Origin of the sequence: Thioalkalivibrio sp. ALD1 (genome assembly GCF_000381245.1) — a bacterium.
Taxonomy (GTDB): Bacteria; Pseudomonadota; Gammaproteobacteria; order Ectothiorhodospirales; family Ectothiorhodospiraceae; genus Thioalkalivibrio.
On record NZ_KB906242.1, the window covers coordinates 293,286 to 313,077 of the forward strand.

Below are 19,792 nucleotides of genomic sequence, written 5' to 3' on the forward strand. Positions count from 1 at the left end.
TGCGACTGAAGGCACTACCGCACCGTGCGCTAGAACTCGATGTCGTAGCGCAGCTCTTCGTCCGGTTGGCGCAGGAAGTTGCCCTGCACCAGGTCGACCTGCGACTGCCACAGCAGGGCCAGCCCGTCTACGTCCTCCACATAGGCCGCCATGGTGCGAGCACCGCTGGCACGGGCGATGTTCAGCAGCGGTTCCAGTCGGACAAGTTTGTCCGCGGCATCGTGCAGCCCGTGGGTCAGTGGACGGGCGACTTTCACGTAGTCGGGCTGCAGGCTGCGCAGGAGCTGGGCCGGTTGCCTACTGGAAAGCCCGAAGTGCTCCACGGCCACCCCGACCTGGATGTCACGCAGTGCCCCGGTGATGCGCTCGGCCTGTTCCGGATCCGCCACGATATCCTCCTCCGCCAGTTGCAGCACCAGTGCCCGGGATGGCAGGGCTGCGCGTGCAAGTATGCGTCCGAGCCAGCCGGCCAGATCCTGGTCGCGCAGCGACCCGGGCGACAGTTTGACGAAGAACACCGAGTCCGGATGGGTGCGCAGACGCGCGCCCAGGATGTCCACGGCATTGGCCAGTACCCAGCGGTCCAGCGCCCGGTCGAGGTCCAGGTGTCCGGCCATGTTCACGAACGGGCCGGGTAGCTGGGTGTGGCCTTCCGGATCCCGAATGCGGAGCAGGACTTCGTAGCGTTCGGTCTTGTCGGAGCCGGCGATGTTGGCGATGGGTTGATACACCAGAAAGAGGCGCTGCTCGTGGATTGCGCGGGTGATGACCTGGCGCCAGTGCTGTTGCTGGGCGACGCCACACTCCGGCGTGACCAGCGCGGGATCCAGCTGGATGCGGTTGCCGCCTTCCCGGCGGGCCTGTGCGCAAAGCGCCAGAGACTGGTCCACGGCATCCGCCGCAGGAATGTCGGCCAGTGCTGTGATGCCGATGCTCAGGCCCGGGGATGGTGCGTGACTCGGAGCACCATGCGGCGCCGGGACCTTCGCATAAAGGGCATCGCCCCAGTCCGACAGGGCTTCCGCGTCGGCCCGGTTCAGCAGCACCAGGATCGCGTTCTCGCTGAATCGGGTGATGCGCTCGCCCGCAGCAAGGCCCGCCGAGATTCGCCCCAGCAGACGCCGCTGAAGCAGCGAGAAACCGGTCACCCCCTGTTCCCGGAGCAGATTCGAGGCCTCGTCCCATTCAATACAGGCGAGTGCGACGATCCCGGGCTGCGTCGCTAGCCCCGTGCGCCAGTGGTCCAGCAGGGGCGCCAGATCACCGGAGCGCAGGGTGGCGGTGCCACGCCCAGCCCGGCGACGTCGTCGGCAGAGGCGCGCCTCGGCGCAGACGCGTTCGGGCGCCGCTTCCGGTGATATGTGGGAAAGTCCCGGACCCGGCGCGGCTACAGATCCTTCTGGTGACGTCAGCAGAACACATGGGATGTCGAACAGCGATGGATCCTGGGCCAGGAAGCGGGACAGGGCCGCAGCCCGGTCGGCCGCGATGTCCACGTCGATCACGATGGCCTCGGGCAGGCTCTCCAGGGCGTGGCCGGGCACGTCGTATTCCGGCGAAAGACGCTGGATGTCGAGCGCGGAGGATTCCTGCAGGGCGCGGGTAGGGGAGACCGACTGCCCCGTGGTGACGAGCATGATCCGCAGCGGGTCCCACGGGCTGGAGTCCACCAGGCCCTCCAGTGTCGCGGCCATTTCGGAGGGAATCGTGGGCATGGTCAGGACCGCGTCCCAGTCGCCCGACGTGGTCGGCTGTTCTCCACTTTGGGCTTCCTGTAGGACTAGGATGTTGGGCAGGCGGTGTTCGTCATCAGGGGTCGGCGGACCCGGTGGCGCTGACAGGACGACGCGTGCATGAGGCGTTGCTGTCGATTCCGCATGTACCGCCTCCTGCAGGTTGGCGAAGGGGTCCACCCGGAAGCCGCAGGCCACCAGTTGCAGTGCCAGTTCGTCGCGCGCCGCGCCGGCCGGCCCGAGCAACTGGACCCGCAGCCGGTCGGGAACCGGAGTACGCACATTCTCGGTTTCAGGAGCCGCCGGGAGCCCCTCCGAGGCATCGAGATCGCCTGGAAGCGTCCCCTGCAGCCGCAGAATCAGGGAGCCGATGGTCTCCTGTTCGTTTGAGGTGGGGGGCAGCGGGCTTTGCAGGTGCTGGGCCACGCGCTCGTCAATGCGCCGGGCCGTGTTCAGCGCCTCCTTCAGCGATGTCCCGGCCAGGCCTCCGGCGATCACCCGGGTCAGCGCGCGGATGTCCCCCAGGTCCACATGGCGGCAGCCACGCTGCCGGATCATGTACCAGCGATCGGCCAGGTCGGCCACCATCCGTGGCAGGCCCCTGACAAATTCCCGGCTGGTGGTGTGGTCTGGTGTGTCGGGAGAGGACTTCGCCTGAGGGGTGCTGCCAGACGCATCGGCCATGAAGTTCAAAGTCCTTTTTGGAAAGTGCTTCGTGAACTATAGACAACCCTTCCAAGGATGGCTGAGTTTTTTGCCACTGCCTCGATACCTTAGCGATCTGTGCTGGGGTCCAGCCCCCAGCGAAACGGCGATACCGCCCCAAAGCGCTTGAGTCTGGAGCCTTACACGAACGGGGCTGTCAATCCTGAGGATCGATATCCTGAAGCTCCAATGCGGCCGGAATGGCGGCATGGAGCCGGAGGAGGGTGGGCTTCTCTATTCTCACGCCCCCGAGGCTGGGGGCCAACCCACTGTAGGAGGCGAGCCCTCTCGCCGATCGGGCGTGTCCAGCTCCCCATCGCCCAGAGGGCTGGGCTCCTACGAGAGGAGAGGGCTGTGGCGGCATGTGAACAAGATGGGTGTCCTCTTTCTCGCGCTTTCTCGCGTAAACCGTGCAGGGGCTGTCCGGGATCGTGTAGCCGGGTTACTCGTAGTGGCTCCATAAACGAATCACCTTGACGACTCCCTCGTCTTCAAGCACCTGGTACACAAGCCGGTGTTGAATATTGATGCGCCGCGAGTACGCGCCGGAGAGATCACCCACCAGCTTCTCGAAAGGTGGGGGCTTTCGATACGGATCTTCCGCGATCAGCGTCAGCAGTTCCTGTGCCTTCGGCTTCAGGCCGCTGGCAGCCAGCTTCTTCGCATCCTTTTGAGCCTGCCGGGTGTAGACCAACTTCCATGTCACCAATCCAGCTCCTCGTGGCATTCATCCGCCGGAGTATCCATCCCCTCGCGGATCGACTCGCGCATACCCGGCACCGATAGAAGGTACAGGGTCTCCTGAATGGCCGACCAGTCCGACTCGGATAGCAGCACTGCGTTGTTCCGCTTGCCGGTGATCACAATCGGCTCATGGGATTCCGCCGTTTCGTCGATCAGCCGGTAGAGGTTGCTGCGCGCCTCTGTAGCCGTAATTCCCGTCATGGCGCACCTCGCAAGTGTGTGGGCTTCGACCAAGAGTACGCCTTCGCGTACGTCCCGTAAACCGTATGGGTATTCCGTCACCGCCAGACACCGCAGAAACTGCGCCAACCGTTCGGATCGTTCCAGGAATTGTCCTGGAAGGTCATCCCGGAAACCGCGCAGCGGTTATCCGGGATCTCGGGCGCCGAGGCAGAAGCGTACACCAGAGATCCCGGCTCTACGCTTCGTTCCGGCCGGGATCACCGTTTGCCGCCAGGGAGAAGATGGGTGTCCTCTTTCTCGCTGCGGCTTTTCCTTGGCTCATGTGTTGACCGGTTCAAGGCCACGCCGACTGGACAGAAGGTGGACATCTTTTTGGGTATTCTTGCGACTGAATCGCTGCAACACTCTTTGTTGTGTCTCGGGTGTCCAGAATATTTTAAGTCGCTCGCGTGCCCGGGTTACGGCTGTGTAGAAAATGCTGTGTGTAATGTCATCTTCATTAGCATTGGTAATGACAATTTTAACTGAGTCATACTCTAGGCCCTGTGCCTTATGTATGGATACAGCATAAGCCACCTGAAACGGAACGGTAGTATTCAGTGAATCATCGTCTTGATCACTGGTGCCGCCGTGATCATACACGAAGAAGCGCACAGTCGAGTCACCGATCCATTCGAGTTCAGGATTGTCGACATCGAACTCGCTAAGTGGACGATCAAGCTTCACATCAAATCTAATCCAGCCTCGATCATTTTCAATATCGACAATCCAGCCCTTCAGATTGTTAAAGATTACAGGCCGAAAGCGCTCGCTATCGTGAAACAGAACCGGATCACCAATCTTATACGTAGACTCCCGCCAGATAGTCGCTGCATTAGAATTCCGGCTCTGCAGGAATCGGTTGACATTATTGATCCCGTAGAGCCCATCGTAATTGAGACAAAGGATAATCTCATCGTCGCCTTGGGCCTCGAATAGTGTCTTGTCGAGCACAGCCGAATAGCCATTGCGGGAGACAACCTCAGTGAGGTCGTCTTCGATGTCTCGGACCTTCTTCCAGAAATTCAGGAGTGATTCATTCGTGCTCCTAAAAGGAATCTTAAGCTCAAACACTGATATGTTCGGGATAAATGAGCGAATAACTCCAAACCAGTTTCCGAATTGAATCGACTCAATCTGGTAGATGTCACCAACTAGCACGAGCAGCTTGCAGGGAGTCTTCTCCAAAACCTTAATTAGACCAGCATTGCTGACGGTACTACATTCATCGATGATGAGGAGATCATATTCCTGGGTGGAGGTCTTTTTGCCAACCTGGCTACTGATCGTCCGAAATTCAGAATTCTGCGCTGTAACCTTGCGCTGGAGGTTGTCAATTGCTGGATTGGTATGCGCCAGAAAGAGCTTAGTTTTGTCGTTAAAGTAGTTCGCGATGTGATTTACCATCGTTGACTTGCCAGTGCCAGCCGCCCCATAGATCAGAGCAACGTGCGACTGACTAAATAGGTGTTTAAGCGCATCCACTTTCGTAGGGTCATCTATGCTACGAGGTGTTTCATTGAGCCACTGCTCGACAGCGGGAGTATAGCCGGCGATCCCGCACGTTGCGAATCCCTGAAGTTTTTCGACGATGGAGACCGTGTCGTTTTCATACTTACAGATGAAGACATGCCCTTTGTCGACCACAAGCCGTCGCTCCGTATGCTTGTAGTAGAGCGTATTATTGTAAGTGGCAATCAATCTGCTGACGTCCCCGAACTCCTCGAGATCCCCTGTGGGCGTGTAGAGAACTCCATGGCGCTCAACGTTATTCTTCACACGCCGAGCTAGCAATTCGTGGGCCCGGCCGATTACGTCAAGGCTCTCGACAAGGTCCCAGTAACGGGGATTATGCCCAGGCAGCGATGTGCAAAATGGCATGGTATCGAAGGGGATGCACCCAAAAGCAAGCTGCATATCAGAGAGGCGATAACAGCTGCCCCGACTATACTGCGCTTTGATAATGTTATTGTTCATTCGAAGCACTAGATAGCGCAAAACGTTTTGACCTGGTGAACCCTCCTTAACAATATGACGAACTTCATCCAGCACAGGAAAGAGCCTCGGCTTGGTCATGCCAGCGATTCCTGCTGCTCTAATCGTTGCATACAGATTGTCAGGCATTTCAAACAGGTCAAGCAGATTGGTCGAATTCCGCGTCAACAACCCCATCAGGTGGCGGTACTCCGGAGAGCTGGTATTTGTTTTTAATTCAATTCCCACAATACGCGCGAAGTTATCGAACTCACACGGACGAATTGACACCTCCCACTCACGAATAATCGTGATTGGCATGGTCTGACCGAGCACAGATATGGAGTCCCGCCGGAGGGATAACATGGCAGAATACTTATCTGTCATATCAATGTCGGTGAAAGCTATGATCCGATCAAACTTACTTACCTTATTGATAGCGCGGTAGAAAGTCACTTCGTAGTAAATTCGTCCACCTACGAAAAAAGGTCGCGTTTTGTGGATGTAGTACCGTTCCCTGCTGTCCGCACGGTTGTTTGGTTGGGTTAAGCGGACAGCTTCAATTCTTCCTGCGATTTTCTCATGGTATTCCCGCAGTGATGGATCGAGATCAACCGGAAACTCCTCAAGGTTTGCAAGCACCTCAATTTCACAGCAATCATGAAGTAAACTGCGTATTCGGTAGAGGTACTCGTAGTACTTGAGCATCAAACGCTCGGAAGCATCGCCATCCATCGTGTAGTGAGAAACACTTTTCTGGAGTAGCTTGTGGAACCTGCTCAGAAAGCTGAATCTTGCGTTGCTTCTGACGAAATAAAGTCCCGGCCGTACAGAATCGTAGCGAAACGATGCATCTCCCGAGCCTTCATGCAACAGAACAATAACGCCTTCTACGAGGTTCCGGAGCTGAGAGAGGACGTTCTGCGAGAGTAATGCTCGCTGATCGGAAAGTGATTCAATATTTTGACAGATCACCTCATTGGCGCGCCGGATCTGTTCGGTGGTCGTAGTCATTATCTGTCAAGCCCCACATAATAAAGATATGCGTGTCCAATTTTCGCTAAGTACCATCTTGCTGATATCCTTTTCAATCGATCAATAAACATCCACGTATTGCGCGACCTGCTCAAGCCCAACAGTGATGGGATAGCGCGCGCGGATATCGGATGAACGTGCGCGCGTGTTCAATTCGATATTGGACCGACTGTCGAGTGCATGAAAAGGACGGGGAATGAGGTGGATGCGTGGCCCGTGGGTGTTTTGGCACGGAGTTATCTCGCGCGGCTGTCGATGCGGTTTGGGGGCCATCGGCGAGCGGTTAGCCCTTGCTGCTGCTTGGGGATTGTCATGTCAGGCGCCAGTGATCGTTGTCCGTGGTGGCCTGGCCGAGGATCTGGAGGGCGGCGAGGACCTGGGTGATGGACTTGGTTGGTTTGCGCTTGAAGTGGCTGGCCAGGGCTTTGGGGGTTTGTGGGCCGATGGCGAGGAGGCGGCGGACGGCTTCGACCTGGTCGGGCATGGATTTGGGCCAGGTGGGCCTGTTGGCCGGTTCGGTCGGGGTCTCGGCGGCGTCCTCGGGTTTGGCTTCCAGTGTGGCGGTGGTCTGGGTGGCTTCGGGGGCCTGGTAGTCGGGGCGGAGCCAGCGGATGTGACCTTGGGCTTCTTCGGCGGCGCGTTCGGTGTTGAGCGCGACGAGGCGGCTGAGGAGTTCTTCTTCGGCTTCGGCCTGGTCGGCGGGTTTGTCCGGCAGCGGGGTGGTGGCGCCGGGGCGGCCGACGAGGCGGTCGGCGAGGTCGTTCCAGCCGTAGGCGTCGAAGACGGCGCGGTCGAGATCGTCGTGCAGTTCGCGCAGCAGGGAGACGAGGCCCTGTTCGTGGATGGTGCGTTCCTTGGCGGTCAGCGGGTCTTCGGCGCGCAATTTTTCTAGCACGTTGTACATGCCGGTGAGGGTGAGGTCCGGGTGTTCGGCCTGGCGCGCCTTGCGGTGGGCGTCGATGCGTTCGGCGAGGTCGCCGATGGTGGCGGCCTGCTGATCGTCGAGTTCCGGGAAGGGGAAGGTCTCGAAGCAGCGGGTCTTGTTGTAGCGGGCATCGTTGCCCATGCCCAGACGCCCGCCTGCGGCGAGCGCCCATGCGGCATGGATGCGGCTGGACAGGACACCCAAGGTGGCGGGCTGCTCGATGGCGATGTTCACCAGCATGTTGTCGGGTAGGATGTGGCCGTCTAGGAACTGGAAGACGCGATGCTTGGTGGTTTCGACGGTGGCGATGTAGCGCGGGAGGCCCTTTATCTGCGCACGAAGGTCCGTGCGGAGTCGACGGTGGAGCCACCAATTCTCTCGAAGATTCCGATCACGATTTTGTTCGCGTTCGGGCTTCACACGCTCAAGCACCCACTGGAAAGCCGACGGATACTGCTTGCAAGCTTCTTCCGCCGTCAGCCCGAAGAAATCGATGACCATCACGCCGCGAGGTCGTTGCGTGAGGTCACGACCATTTCGGTATTGGCGGATGACTCCTTCAACATCCGACGTCTGGCCCAGTCCCAAGCGAGTCGCATCGTCAGACTCAATGATGAAACCCGAATTACCGAGTTCGAATCCTCGCTGACTGATGTTTGAGTTGGCCCGAAGCGGCAATGCGCCTGCGACGTTGGCTCCAATGGTTAGATCCGCAAAAAGCTTCCCCGCCCTGTGGCTCAATTCCACGGTGCGGGCATCGTCGTCCGTATCACGCTCGTTGGCGACATGCCGCAGTATCCCGGGCTGGTCTCCGGATCCACCAACGGTCATGGCAATGCGCACGGCAGCTCCATCGGCGCTGTCCACCCAGGGGTGGTCGGGGATGGCGAAGGCGAGCGACAGCGGTCTCTTGGTGTTGTTCAGATGCGGTTCGAGGACGCGGCGGTTGAAGGTCTGGCGCAGGCTGTTGGTCGTGATGAAGCCGAAGCGTCGGGCCTCGCCCTTGCGCACCTTCTCGGCGGCGATGTGCCACCAGTACATGACGAAGTCGGCGGAGTCCGGGACGATCCCCTTGAAGACCTTGCGCACGGCATCCACGTAGCCGTCGCCCAGTGCGCGGCGCATGGTGGCGGCGCCGATGAACGGCGGGTTGCCGACGATGTAGTCGGCCTCGGGCCATTCGGTGCGGCGCGGGTTGCTGTAGTGGTAAACGAGGGTGCGGGCGGTTTCGTCGGGGATGAGTTCGCCGGTGACGGGGCTTTTCTTGTAGCTGATGCCGTCCCAGATGGTCACGGGCTGGTCGTGGTCGTCGGTCATGGGTTCGCGGGCATCAAAGTCGATCAGCGCGTCGCGGCATTCGATGTTGTGGAAGTCGCGCAGGATGGGTTCGGGCAGGCTGAGGCGGCCGTGCAGGCGGTAGTGCCATTGCAGGTAGCCGATCCACAGCACGATCTCGGCGATGGCGGCGGCGCGCGGGTTGATCTCCAGCCCGAGGAACTGGTGCGGGTCGACGGTGAGGCCTTCGGTGTCGAAGGTGGCCTGGCCGGCGCTCAGGTCGCGGATGAGGTTGAGCACTTCGCCTTCCAGGCGCTTGAGGTGTTCCAGCGCCACGTAGAGGAAGTTGCCGGAGCCGCAGGCGGGGTCGAGCACGCGGACTTCGCGCAGGCGCTGATGGAAGCGGTGCAGTTCGTCCAGGGCCTTGTCGGGCTTGTTCTGTTGCAGCCAGGCCTCGGCGGCGACCTGCACGGTGTTCCATTCGGCGCGCAGGGGCTCGATGAGCGTGGGCATGACCAGGCGTTCCACGTAGGCGCGCGGGGTGTAGTGGGCGCCGAGCTTGTGGCGTTCGCGCGGGTCCAGCGCGCGTTCCAGCAGGGTGCCGAAGATGGCGGGTTCGACGAAGCGCCAGTCGGCCTTGCCGGCCTGGATGAGCAGGCCGATCTGGTCGGCGTTGAGCGGGATGGGGTCGATGTTCTGGAACAGGCCGCCGTTGAAGCGCTGCAGCTTGTGCATCAGCTGGCCTTCATAGCCGCCGGTGTTCATCGTCTCCCACAGCGAGCGCATGGCGTCGGGGAAGTGTTCGGGGTTCTGCTGCAGGCGCTCCAGCAGGGCGGTGAAGCTGCCCTTGGGCAGGAGTTCGACGTCCTCGCTGAACATGGTGAACAGGCAGCGCTTGAGGAAGTGGGCGACGCGCTCGACATCAAAGCCGTGCTGTTCCAGGGATTTGGCCAGTTCGGCCAGGCGCGCGCTGACCTCGCGGGTGACGCGGGCGGCGTGTTTGCTGGCGTCGAGCTGGTCGGGCGCCAGCCACAGGTGGTGCAGGCGCTGCTGAATCTCGGGGTCGCGCAGGTCTTCCAGGCGGATGCGGTGGCGGCTCGGGTCCGGGTAGGGGACGTAGGTGCCGCCGGAGCGGGAGAACTCGGCGTAGAGCTCGAGGCTGCGGCCGACATCGGTGACCACGATGAACGGCGGGCGGCCTTCGTCTTCCGGCAGGGCGCGCACGTACTGGTCGGCCTGGTTCTGCGCGGCGAGCATGGCCTTGTCCCAGCCCTGGGTGTGCAGGCCCTTGCCGGTCTGCTTGGCCTCCAGCACGAAGCAGCCGCGGCGGTAGAGGTCGATGTAGCCGCGGTTCTCGCTGCCATCCGGGTTGCGGATCGTCACGCGGCGTTCGAAGACGTAGGCGTTGTCTGCGGTGTCGTCGCTGGCCGGGTCGGGCTGCGGCAGGTCCAGCAGCGCGCACAGCTCGGTGAGGAAGAGTTGGTAGTTGGCGCGCTCGCTGCCGCCGGCCTCCTGCCAGCGGTCGAGGAAGGCCTCGACCTGCTCCGGCGGGGCAATGGGGGCGGGGCCGGATTCTTCGGCGTGGGCCGGGCGGGCCGCGAGTCCATCCATGTGACGTAAGTCCGTTTTCGTTCTGTGGAGACCTTACCGATTCCGGCCGCGGTTGTCCTGTCTGAGTGGGTTGGGATTACCTGGCTGGGAGGCAGTTGGGCAGGGATTGTTCGAAGGAGTGGGGTGTGATGCCCAGGTCGCCGAAGCTGCCGAAGGCAGAGTTGGCGATGTTGTCCTGTTGCATCAGGTAGATCTGATCGCGGGTCAGGGGTGGGTTGGGGAGTAGCGAACCCAGGGCGGCCAGGGCGTGCCAGACGGTGAATGGTATGGGCAGCATTGGGCGTTTGCGGCCCAGGTGCGTGAGGACCAGGCGCACGATCTGGCGATAGGTGAGGATGTCCGGGCCGCCGAGTTCGAAGGTTTGGTGCGTGGGCGGATCGTCTGCACACAGGCTTGCGAGGGCACGGGCGATGTCGCCGACGTGTACCGGTTGCAGGCGGGTGGTGCCGCGGCCGAACAGGGGGATCACCGGCAGCGGGGCGAGGCCGGCGAGGTTGCGCACAAAGGCGTCGCCCGGGCCGAAGAGGACGCTGGGGCGCACGATGATGGCGTTTGGCAATTCGCGGAGTACGGCCGCTTCGCCTTCGGCTCGGGCGCGGATGTACGGCGATGGCGAGTCGCTGTCGGCGCCGATGCCGGAGATCTGGATGACTCGCTCCAGGCCCGCCTTGTGGGCAGCGCGGGCGAGGCGCGCGGCCCCTTCGACGTGGATGGTGGTGAAGCGCAGGTCGCGTTGCTCCACGTACAGGCTGACGGCGTTGATGACGCCCCTGGCGCCTTCTAGGGCGCGGGCGACATCGGCTTCGTCCCGGATGTCGGCGCGGTAGTGTTCCAGGCGGGCGTGGTCTTGCAGGGAGGCGGGTAGCGCCGTGTGGCGCGAGGCAATGCGCACGGGATGTCCGGCGTTGAGCAGTTCGTGCACGGTTGTGCGGCCGAGGAAGCCGGTGCCGCCGAATACGGTGATCAGGTCCGGGCGCATGATGAGCCCCCTCTGGGCGAATCCGATCGTTACGGGATGTGGATGGTTGTCGATCCGTCTGGCAAATGGCCTATAGGTAAGACTGGGGTGAAGGGAGAATGATCCCCGTGGGGGATGGTATCTCCGGGCGATGCAATGGCCGTCAAGGCGCCGGGCGACTGCATCGTTCGCGATGGCTGGAGATGGGATGGTGGCGGGAAGACAATGCGTTACGATGGGCTTTGACAGGGGGCAGGGAGCGCGTAGAATACGCGGCTCGAAGACGACAGGCGCGTAGCTCAGTTGGTTAGAGCACCACCTTGACATGGTGGGGGTCGTTGGTTCGAGTCCAATCGCGCCTACCAGTATCTGAAAGAAAGCGAGCCCGGGTGTCCTGGCTCGCTTTTTTTGTTTTGGGGGAGACGGACCATGGAATGGTTCGCACGGGCGGTACATGCTGTAGGCATTGGGGCTTGGGTGGGAGCAGAGGTCGAACGTCTGCGAATGAACACGCGCGCGTTGCTTCAGCCGCTCGTCGCGGCGTTGCTGGTTGCAGTTCTGGCGGCGTGTGCGCCGATGCAGCCTGCCCCGGACCGCATGGACCGCGCCCCTCAGGCGCCGGCGGCGCAGGGCGAGTTGGCCGCCTGGCTGGATACGTTGCCGGCGGTGGAGGAAGGGCAGACGGGGTTCCGGTTGCTGGATACCGGGGCGGAGGCCTTCCAGTGGCGGGTGCAGAGTGCGCGCAAGGCGCAGGAGCGCATCCATATCCAGTACTACATCTGGCGCGATGACGTGGCCGGTCGCACGCTGCTCGGCGAGTTGCTGGATGCGGCGGATCGAGGCGTGTCGGTGTCGCTGTTGCTGGACGACATGGATGTGCGTGGCAGCGATGACCTGCTGGCGGCGGTCAATCAGCATCCCAACATCGAGGTTCGCGTGTTTAACCCGTTTCGTACGCGCCGGGGTGCGGTGCGTGCGGGGGTGGAGTTTGTCTTTCGTGGCAGCGATCTGAACCGCCGTATGCACAACAAGGCCTGGGTGGTGGACGGGCACCTGGCGATCATCGGCGGGCGCAATATCGGCGACGAGTATTTCGAGGTCAGCCCGTACTACAACTTTACCGACCTGGATCTGGTGATGGTTGGGCCCCTGGCGATCCAGGTCGACCACGCATTCGTGGAGTACTGGAACAGCCGGGCGGCGATCGACCTGCAGCGCATGCGCCGCGTGGAGCAGAACCCGGAGAAGCTCGCGCGGCAGCGGGAGAAGCTCGACGCCTGGCTGGAAGGGCACCAGGGCCACCCGCTGCTTGCCCTGGAGCCGTTCAACGGCGCGCCCCTTGCGGAGCCGATCGATGATGCCGGGGTGTACACCTGGACCCACCAGGCGAAGCTGGTGGTGGATGACGTCGGCAAGGCCAAGGGACATGAAGACATCCGCGAAGGCGTGGCCGAGGCGGTGGCGCGTCGTCTGGATGCGGTCGAGCACGAGTTGTTGATGATCTCGCCGTACTTTGTGCCGCGGCGGGACGGCACGGCGCAGCTGATCGCGATGCGTGAGCGCGGGGTCCGGGTGAGTGTGCTGACAAACTCCCTGGCGGCCAATGATGTGGCCTTTACGCACAGCGGGTACTCGCGTCGCCGTCCTGCATTGCTGCAGGCCGGGGTGGAGCTGCACGAGCTGCGCCCGACCGCATTGCCGCCGCGCGCGGCCGAGGATCGCGAGATGGGGATCGGCTCGTCGCACGCGAGCCTGCACACCAAGGCGCTGATCATCGACCGCGAGGAGGGGTTTGTCGGCTCGTTCAATCTGGACCCGCGCTCACGCTACACCAACACCGAGCTGGGCGTGTTCCTGCGCGAGCCGGAGATCGTCCAGGAGTTGCTGGAACTGTACGAGCACAGCACCCGGCCGGAGCTGGCGTATCAGGTTCGGCTGGATGACGAGGGTTGGCCGGTCTGGACGGACGACGAGGGCACGCTCTACCGTACCGATCCGAAAGCGGGCATCTGGCGGCGCTTCCTGTCCGGAATCACGCGACTGGCGCCTGTGGAGCCGCTCCTGTAAACAGGGGGCCTGTCTTGCCGTTCATTATTGGAGTTGTCATGTCCAGGAAACTGCTCTCGCTGCTCGCGCTGCCGCTGGCCGCGCTGATTTCTACCGCGGGTGCCGATGAAGGTGAAATCCAGCGCATCCTGGAAGCCAAGGAGGCGGCCTGGGCGGCCGGTGATGGCGAGGCCTGGGCGCGGGATTATCAGGAAGACGCGGGGTTGGTGAACCTGTTCGGGACGCGCTTTGATGATCGTGCGACGAATGCCAAGCGGCATGCCGAGGTCCTGCAGGGGCCGTTTGCGGGCAGCTCGTTGAGCGTGGATGTCCAGGATATTTCGATGCTGAGCGAAGACACGGCGTTTGCCGAGGCCGTGCTGCGGGTATCGGATATCGAGTCCATGCCGGCCGGGCTGCCGGATCGCGGGGATGGCGTGCTGTACACGCGTATGAGCTTTCTGCTCGAGCGGGACGATCACCACGGCTGGCAGATCCGGTTCGGGCATAACACGGTCGTGCATCCGTAGGGCTGCAGTATCAGGGACGAAAAGGGGTTTACATGGAATGTAAGGCATGCGGGCGGGACAACCCGCCCGAGGCGCGCTACTGCAATGGCTGTGGAGCGGATCTGGTCGAGGTGGCCGTAGCGTCGCCGGCGCACGCCGGGCCGCCGGAGGATCGCGCCGCCTTTGGCGGGTTCTGGCGGCGTGTGCTGGCCACCCTGGTCGACATGGTGGTGATCGGGGTGCCGCAGATCGTGGCGCAGATGGTGATCAGCCCGGAGACGATGGCACCCAAGGGGCCGGAACCCGAGCTGATGGCGGCCGATATTGCCTGGATGCTGATCAACATCCTGGTGGCCTGGCTGTACTGGGCGGGGATGCACAGCTCCCGCTACCAGGCGACGGTGGGCAAGATGGCGGTGGGGCTGCGCGTGGTCGACTATCACGGCGAGCGCATCACCTTTATGCGCGCCACGGGGCGTTATCTCGCGGAGATCCTCTCGGGGCTGCTGTTCGGCATCGGCTACCTGATGGTGGCCTTTACCCGCCGCCGCCAGGCGCTGCACGACCTGATCGCGGAGACGTTCGTCGTGCGCAAGGAGTGGCTGAACTAAGTCGGGGGCGCGTCGTTGCGTGCCATAGAAACCACTGTTTGTGAACTGCGCCCGGGCGTTGGGAGTCCGTATGGAAGAACCGCAGGTGGGGAGCTACTCTCCAACGGAAATCCATTCGGGCATACCGACCCCAAGGAGCAGACATGAAAATCGACACCCTGATCGAGACGGCCGAAGCCATGGTCGCCCCCGGCAAGGGCATCATTGCGATCGACGAATCCACGGGCACGATCGGCAAGCGACTCAATGCCGTGGGCGTGGAGAATACCGAGGAGAATCGCCGGACCTATCGCGAACTCCTGCTTACAACCCCAAAGCTGAACGAGTACATCTCCGGCGCCATTCTCTATGACGAGACCCTGCGTCAGTCGACGCGCGACGGCAAGCCGTTTGTCGATGTCATGCGCGAAGCGGGCATCCTGCCCGGCATCAAGGTGGATACGGGCGCCAAGGACCTGGCGGGGTTCCCCGGCGAGAAGGTCACCGAGGGTCTGGACGGGCTGCGCGAACGCCTGCAGGAATACGCCAAGATGGGTGCGAAATTCGCCAAGTGGCGAGCGGTGATCACCATTGGCGAGACCATGCCGACCGATACCTGTATCGAGGCCAATGCCCATGCGCTGGCGCGCTATGCGGCGCTTTGTCAGGAGCAGGGGCTGGTACCGATTGTGGAGCCCGAGGTCTTGATGGACGGCGATCACGACATCGAAACCTGTTATGGCGTGACCGAAGCGACCCAGCGGGCCGTGTTCAGTGCGCTATACGAGCATCATGTCCTGCTGGAAGGCACGATCCTCAAGGCCAGCATGGTCATCCCCGGCAAGGATTGCCCGGAGCAGGCCAGTGTCGAGGACGTGGCCCATGCGACCTTGCGCTGCCTGGCCTCTGCGGTGCCCGCCATACTTCCCGGCGTCGTGTTTCTCTCGGGTGGACAAAACGATGCCGACGCCACCGCACATCTGGATGCGATGAACCGTATTGGCGGCACGCCCTGGCCGCTGTCGTTCTCGTATGGGCGCGGCATGCAGCAGGCGGCGATGCAGCTGTGGGGTCAGGACATGCAGGCGAATTTCGAGGGCGCACAGAAGACGGTCTACGAGCGTGCACGTGACAATGGACTGGCCGCGGAAGGCAAATACGCGGCCTAGGCGGCGCGGACTACGATCAGTGGATGTGATCACCAACTCGAGGGTTCGTTGATCTGAATCAATTTCCACTGGTCGAGGTATTTGTAGGCTGTAGCTGCCGGGTACGGACCGATCGGCGAGGGCACAGCGATCAGCGCTAGCGGCGCAGTGCTCCCCGCATCGAGTCCTCTGGCGGTGTATGTCGCGTCTTGGCCTGTTACCCCCAGGGTGACAGGCCTTTTTTGTGAACTGCGTGGTGGCTCTGGCACGCTCCTGGCGCAATCTTTTGTCTCCGCTGATCGGAAGGGAACAGGCTTGTTTCGAGTCCGATCCCGCGCGAAATCTCAGCAACTCCAGTAGCCCGCGCGCCCAGGAACGGCTTTGCCGATGGAACAAAACTGGCGGATGCACGTCCGGAATAACCGGGAAGAGGGCCGGGACAGGCCCAGCTAGAAATTGCATTAAATCCAACTCAAACCACCAATAGGAGCCAGTCAATGAATCTGACTCGGAGAGAATTCCTCGAAGCCATGGTCGCGGCGAGTGCCGCCGGCTTCTCGATGAATGCCTGGGCCGGCGAGAAGGGGTCCTGGAAGCCCCTGAGCAGCGAGATGTACGACATTCCGAAGTTCGGGAACGTCTCGTTCATGCACTACACCGACTGCCATGCACAACTGAAGCCGATCTACTTCCGCGAGCCGAACGTGAACATTGGCGTGGGCGACATGCAGGGCAAGCCGCCGGTGCTGGTGGGCAAGGATCTGCTCGAGTGGTTCGACATCAAGCCCGGCACCCCGATGGCCCATGCCATTACGCACCTGGACTATGTGGATGCAGCGGAGAAGTACGGCCGCATGGGAGGGTTCTCCCATCTGTCCACGCTGGTCAAGAAGCTGCGCGCCGACCGGCCGAACTCGCTGCTGCTGGACGGCGGTGACACCTGGCACGGCACGGCTGTGTCGCTGTGGGATGATGGGCAGGACATGGTCGATGCACAGAAACTGCTGGGTATCGACATCATGGTCGGCCACTGGGAGTTCACCTTTGGCGACGAGCGCGTGCTCGAGATCATCGAGAACGACTTCAAGCCGAACGACATCGACTTCCTGGCGCAGAACATCGAGGACCGCGATTGGGGCGATCCGGTGTTCGAGCCGTACACCATCCGCGAGATGAATGGTGTGCCGGTGGCGGTCATTGGCCAGGCCTTCCCCTACACGTCGGTTGCCAACCCGAGCTACATGTTCCCGGACTGGAGCTTCGGCATCCGCGACGAAAACATGCAGCGCATGATCAACGAGTGCCGCGAGAAGGGCGCGAAGGTGGTCGCGATCCTGTCGCACAACGGCATGGTCACGGACATGGAAATGGCGCGCAATCTGGAAGGCGTCGACGTGATCATGGGTGGTCACACCCATGACGCGGTTCCGGGCGCGATGGAGATCAAAAACGCTGGCGGCGACATCACCCTGGTGACCAACGCGGGCTCGAACGGCAAGTTCCTGGGCCTGCTGGACCTGGATGTGGGCGACAACGGCGTGCGCGACTACAAGTTCCACATGCTGCCGGTGTTCTCCAACCTGCTGGACGCCGATCCGGAGATGGAAGAGCACGTGAAGAAGGTCCACGAGCCCTACCAGGACAAACTGAACGAAGAGCTGGCCGTGACCGAGGGTGTGCTGTATCGCCGCGGCAACTTTAACGGCACGTTCGACGAAGTCATCCTGGATGCCCTGCGCGAAAAACTGGATGCCGAGATTGCGCTGTCGCCGGGCTTCCGCTGGGGTGTGAGTGTCCTGCCGGGTCAGCCGATCACCTTCGAGGAGGTGATGACCCAGACCGTGACCACGTACTCCGAGGTCCAGCGTAACGAGATGACCGGCGAACAGTTGAAGAACACGCTGGAAGACGTGGCCAACTCGATCTTCAACCAGAACCCGTACCACCATCGTGGCGGCGACATGGTTCGCACCGGCGGGATCAAGTACACCATCGACCCGCACGAGTCGATGGGTTCGCGTATCAGCGACCTGGAGATCAATGGCGAGCCGATCGACATGGACAAGAAGTACGTGGTCGCCGGCTGGGCGAACGTGCACGAGCCGCTGGATTCCGAACCGGTCTGGGAACTGGTCGCGGACTATCTGCGCGAAAAGGGCTCGGTCGAGGTCAGCAAGCCCTACGTGCCGAAGCTGAAGAACGTCGAAGGAGATCCGGGCCTGGATCTGTAATTCGACCGTTCCGTGGTGGCCCGGAGGTCATCGTCCGGGTACCCTCGAAGCCGCCTCACCCCCCGGGTGTGGCGGCTTTTTTCATGGAGGGGACATGGTGTCGATTGAGGCGACGGCGTCCGAACTGCTGTTTTACTGCCGCCCGGGCTTCGAGCCGGACCTGATTGCCGAGTTGACGGAGCGGGCGGCGGACGCGGGTCTGGGTGCCTATCCACGTTCGAAGCCGGATACCGGTTACGTACGCTTTGTCCCGGCGGATGGGGATCTGATGGGGCTGGCCGCGGCCCTGCCGTTGGATGGATTGGTTTTTGCCCGCCAGCGCGTGCTGGCCCTGCACCCGCTGGAACGACTGGGTCGGGAGGATCGGGTAACGCCGATCCTTGATCAGCTCCAATTGACGGGAATCCGCTTCGACTCGCTGTGGCACGAGTGCCCGGACACTAACGAAGGTCAGTCGCTGGTCCGGTTGGCGCGAGCACTGGATCGGCCGCTGCAGGCCGTGTTGCGCAAGCGCGACCTGCTGGTGACCGATGCAGCAGGCGTGCGGGCACACCTGTTCTGGTCCGCCGGCGATTGTGTGCAGATCGCGTTTTCCAGTCGGGGCGAGCGCAGCGAGTGGCCGGAAGGGAAGCCGCGCCTGCGGGCGGCGTCCGACGCGCCCAGTCGTTCGGCGTTGAAGCTGGAGGAGGCCTGGCACACGTTCATTCCGGCGGATCAGTGGCCCGAGCGGCTGGCCGAGGGGATGCAGGCCGTGGACCTCGGAGCCGCTCCGGGTGGATGGACCTGGCAGTTGGTCCGTCGGGGCATGTATGTGCATGCCGTGGATAACGGTCCGATGGACGAGCGCCTGATGGCCACCACACAGGTGGAACATCACCGCGAGGATGCCTTTTTCTGGGAACCGCCCAACCCCGTGACCTGGCTGGTCTGCGACATCGTCGACAAGCCGGCGCGTGTCGCGGCCCGCATGGGTGACTGGCTGGAAAGGCGCTGGTGTCGCGAGGCGGTGTTCAACCTGAAATTGCCAATGAAGAAACGCTGGCAGACCGTGCGGGACTGCCTGGTGCATCTTGTACAGCGGTTGGAAGTGGCGGGAATCCCTTGCGAATGCAGGGCGCGGCAGCTCTATCACGACCGAGAGGAGGTGACCGTGCATATTCAACTGGCCGGGGAACCTCGGGCGCGCTAGACTGTCTGTGTACTGCAAGGGGGCGACTTGGATTCGACGCGGGTCGCGAAACCTGAGGTGCATGCCGAGGATGTGGTGAGCCTCGTAAAAATCACTGCAAAAAAATAGTTGCCAACGACGACAACTACGCACTCGCCGCTTAAAAACCGGTAGATGCCGTCCGACTGGAGCCGTGCTTGTGCGTCCAGTATCGGGCGTCGACTCTCACAAGCTCGTGGTGAAGCGCGCCCGGCGTGGATCCATTAAAACTAAACCGGGATCGCCAGTTGTTTTCCCTGCCTGTCGGGTAGCGGCTGGTTAAACTCAAAGACAGAATAAGCATGTAGAGCCGAGGGCGGAGGGCCTGCGGACGCGGGTTCGATTCCCGCCGCCTCCACCAAGTTAGCAAGTCCAATCAAGCGCCTTCGGGCGCTTTTTTGTTGGGGAGACGGGTATGGCCGTGCATCAGGACACCTTTCGCGTACGTACCGAGGGGCGGGGCACCATCAACATCACGCGCCAGATCGACGAGATCGTGGCTGCCAGCGGGATCACCACCGGTACCTGTCATATCTTCCAGCACCACACCAGCGCCTCGCTGCTGGTGACCGAGAACGCCGATGCCGATGTGCGCCATGACCTGGAGACCCTGATTGCGCGCATGGCACCGGACGCCGATCCGGCCTACCGGCACGATATGGAAGGCGACGACGACATGGCCGCCCATGCCCGCGCGATGCTGACCCACAACGACCTGACCGTGCCGGTCGGGCGCGGCCGGCTGGTCCTGGGGACCTGGCAGGGCCTGTTCCTGTGGGAGCACCGCTACGCCGCGCACACCCGCACGCTGACGGTAACGGTCCACGGAGAGTGATCCAGTAGGCGAGTAGCGGTCCCGGCCCGGCGTCGGGTCCGGTA

At 62.0% G+C, this 19,792-nt stretch carries 13 protein-coding genes, 1 tRNA gene and 1 other RNA gene; 9 read left to right on the forward strand and 6 right to left on the reverse strand.

The features are described 5' to 3' along the window. Positions 1-29 precede the first annotated feature (29 nt). The 6 genes from F623_RS0106045 to F623_RS0106070 form a co-directional block, all read right to left on the reverse strand. The gene (locus F623_RS0106045; protein ID WP_018868246.1) at positions 30-2,321 is read right to left on the reverse strand and encodes an EAL domain-containing protein; all 2,292 of its coding nucleotides are present in this window, start codon (positions 2,319-2,321) and stop codon (positions 30-32) included. Between the two features lie 559 nt (positions 2,322-2,880). Then, positions 2,881-3,144 (reverse strand): Txe/YoeB family addiction module toxin, encoded by a 264-nt coding sequence (locus F623_RS0106050; protein ID WP_018139193.1) that lies wholly within the window; start codon positions 3,142-3,144, stop codon positions 2,881-2,883. Continuing rightward, positions 3,141-3,383, reverse strand: a complete 243-nt coding sequence (locus F623_RS0106055; RefSeq protein ID WP_018139194.1) for a type II toxin-antitoxin system Phd/YefM family antitoxin — start codon at positions 3,381-3,383, stop codon at positions 3,141-3,143. Before F623_RS0106055 ends, F623_RS0106050 begins: the two co-directional genes overlap by 4 nt. A 300-nt stretch (positions 3,384-3,683) precedes the next feature. After that, complete coding sequence (locus F623_RS0106060; RefSeq protein ID WP_018868245.1) at positions 3,684-6,392, reverse strand: ATP-dependent RecD-like DNA helicase; 2,709 nt, start codon at positions 6,390-6,392, stop codon at positions 3,684-3,686. A gap of 331 nt (positions 6,393-6,723) precedes the next feature. Then, positions 6,724-10,224 carry a DNA methyltransferase gene (locus F623_RS0106065; protein WP_018868244.1) on the reverse strand — a complete coding sequence of 1,167 codons (3,501 nt, stop codon included), beginning with the start codon at positions 10,222-10,224 and terminating at the stop codon, positions 6,724-6,726. 76 nt (positions 10,225-10,300) lie between these two features. After that, complete coding sequence (locus F623_RS0106070; protein WP_018868243.1) at positions 10,301-11,203, reverse strand: complex I NDUFA9 subunit family protein; 903 nt, start codon at positions 11,201-11,203, stop codon at positions 10,301-10,303. Positions 11,204-11,470: 267 nt separating this feature from the next. Between F623_RS0106070 and F623_RS0106075 the strand changes: the two genes are divergently transcribed. From F623_RS0106075 to F623_RS0106110, 9 genes are all read left to right on the forward strand, one after another. Next, positions 11,471-11,547 (forward strand) — tRNA-Val (locus tag F623_RS0106075). Positions 11,548-11,686: 139 nt separating this feature from the next. Then, positions 11,687-13,249, forward strand: coding sequence for a phospholipase D family protein (locus F623_RS0106080; protein WP_018868242.1), 1,563 nt, complete (start codon positions 11,687-11,689; stop codon positions 13,247-13,249). A 38-nt stretch (positions 13,250-13,287) separates the two neighbouring features. Then, positions 13,288-13,758, forward strand: coding sequence for an SgcJ/EcaC family oxidoreductase (locus F623_RS0106085; RefSeq protein WP_018868241.1), 471 nt, complete (start codon positions 13,288-13,290; stop codon positions 13,756-13,758). Between the two features lie 32 nt (positions 13,759-13,790). Further along, positions 13,791-14,348: an RDD family protein gene (locus tag F623_RS0106090; RefSeq protein WP_018861304.1), complete on the forward strand. Its 558-nt coding sequence runs from the start codon at positions 13,791-13,793 to the stop codon at positions 14,346-14,348. A gap of 143 nt (positions 14,349-14,491) precedes the next feature. Continuing rightward, entirely contained in the window at positions 14,492-15,496 is a 1,005-nt protein-coding gene (locus tag F623_RS0106095) for a class I fructose-bisphosphate aldolase (protein WP_018861305.1), read from the forward strand. Positions 15,497-15,972: 476 nt separating this feature from the next. Then, on the forward strand, positions 15,973-17,706 hold the full coding sequence (gene soxB / locus F623_RS0106100) for a thiosulfohydrolase SoxB (RefSeq protein WP_018868240.1): 1,734 nt from the start codon (positions 15,973-15,975) through the stop codon (positions 17,704-17,706). 94 nt (positions 17,707-17,800) lie between these two features. Continuing rightward, on the forward strand, positions 17,801-18,895 hold the full coding sequence (rlmM, locus tag F623_RS0106105; RefSeq protein WP_018861307.1) for a 23S rRNA (cytidine(2498)-2'-O)-methyltransferase RlmM: 1,095 nt from the start codon (positions 17,801-17,803) through the stop codon (positions 18,893-18,895). An 18-nt stretch (positions 18,896-18,913) separates the two neighbouring features. Continuing rightward, positions 18,914-19,274: a transfer-messenger RNA gene (ssrA, locus tag F623_RS13150) on the forward strand. A 54-nt stretch (positions 19,275-19,328) separates the two neighbouring features. Further along, entirely contained in the window at positions 19,329-19,748 is a 420-nt protein-coding gene (locus tag F623_RS0106110; RefSeq protein ID WP_018861308.1) for a secondary thiamine-phosphate synthase enzyme YjbQ, read from the forward strand. Positions 19,749-19,792: the final 44 nt, after the last annotated feature.

Excerpts from the sequence above, each read along its gene's own strand:
- soxB (WP_018868240.1), top strand. The coding sequence starts at position 15,973 with ATGAATCTGACTCGGAGAGAATTCCTCGAAGCCATGGTCGCGGCGAGT.
- F623_RS0106090 (WP_018861304.1), top strand. The coding sequence starts at position 13,791 with ATGGAATGTAAGGCATGCGGGCGGGACAACCCGCCCGAGGCGCGCTAC.
- F623_RS0106070 (WP_018868243.1), bottom strand. The coding sequence starts at position 11,203 with ATGCGCCCGGACCTGATCACCGTATTCGGCGGCACCGGCTTCCTCGGC.
- F623_RS0106065 (WP_018868244.1), bottom strand. The coding sequence starts at position 10,224 with ATGGATGGACTCGCGGCCCGCCCGGCCCACGCCGAAGAATCCGGCCCC.
- F623_RS0106060 (WP_018868245.1), bottom strand. The coding sequence starts at position 6,392 with ATGACTACGACCACCGAACAGATCCGGCGCGCCAATGAGGTGATCTGT.
- F623_RS0106080 (WP_018868242.1), top strand. The coding sequence starts at position 11,687 with ATGAACACGCGCGCGTTGCTTCAGCCGCTCGTCGCGGCGTTGCTGGTT.
- F623_RS0106045 (WP_018868246.1), bottom strand. The coding sequence starts at position 2,321 with ATGGTGGCCGACCTGGCCGATCGCTGGTACATGATCCGGCAGCGTGGC.
- F623_RS0106110 (WP_018861308.1), top strand. The coding sequence starts at position 19,329 with ATGGCCGTGCATCAGGACACCTTTCGCGTACGTACCGAGGGGCGGGGC.
- F623_RS0106085 (WP_018868241.1), top strand. The coding sequence starts at position 13,288 with ATGTCCAGGAAACTGCTCTCGCTGCTCGCGCTGCCGCTGGCCGCGCTG.
- F623_RS0106095 (WP_018861305.1), top strand. The coding sequence starts at position 14,492 with ATGAAAATCGACACCCTGATCGAGACGGCCGAAGCCATGGTCGCCCCC.
- F623_RS0106055 (WP_018139194.1), bottom strand. The coding sequence starts at position 3,383 with ATGACGGGAATTACGGCTACAGAGGCGCGCAGCAACCTCTACCGGCTG.
- rlmM (WP_018861307.1), top strand. The coding sequence starts at position 17,801 with ATGGTGTCGATTGAGGCGACGGCGTCCGAACTGCTGTTTTACTGCCGC.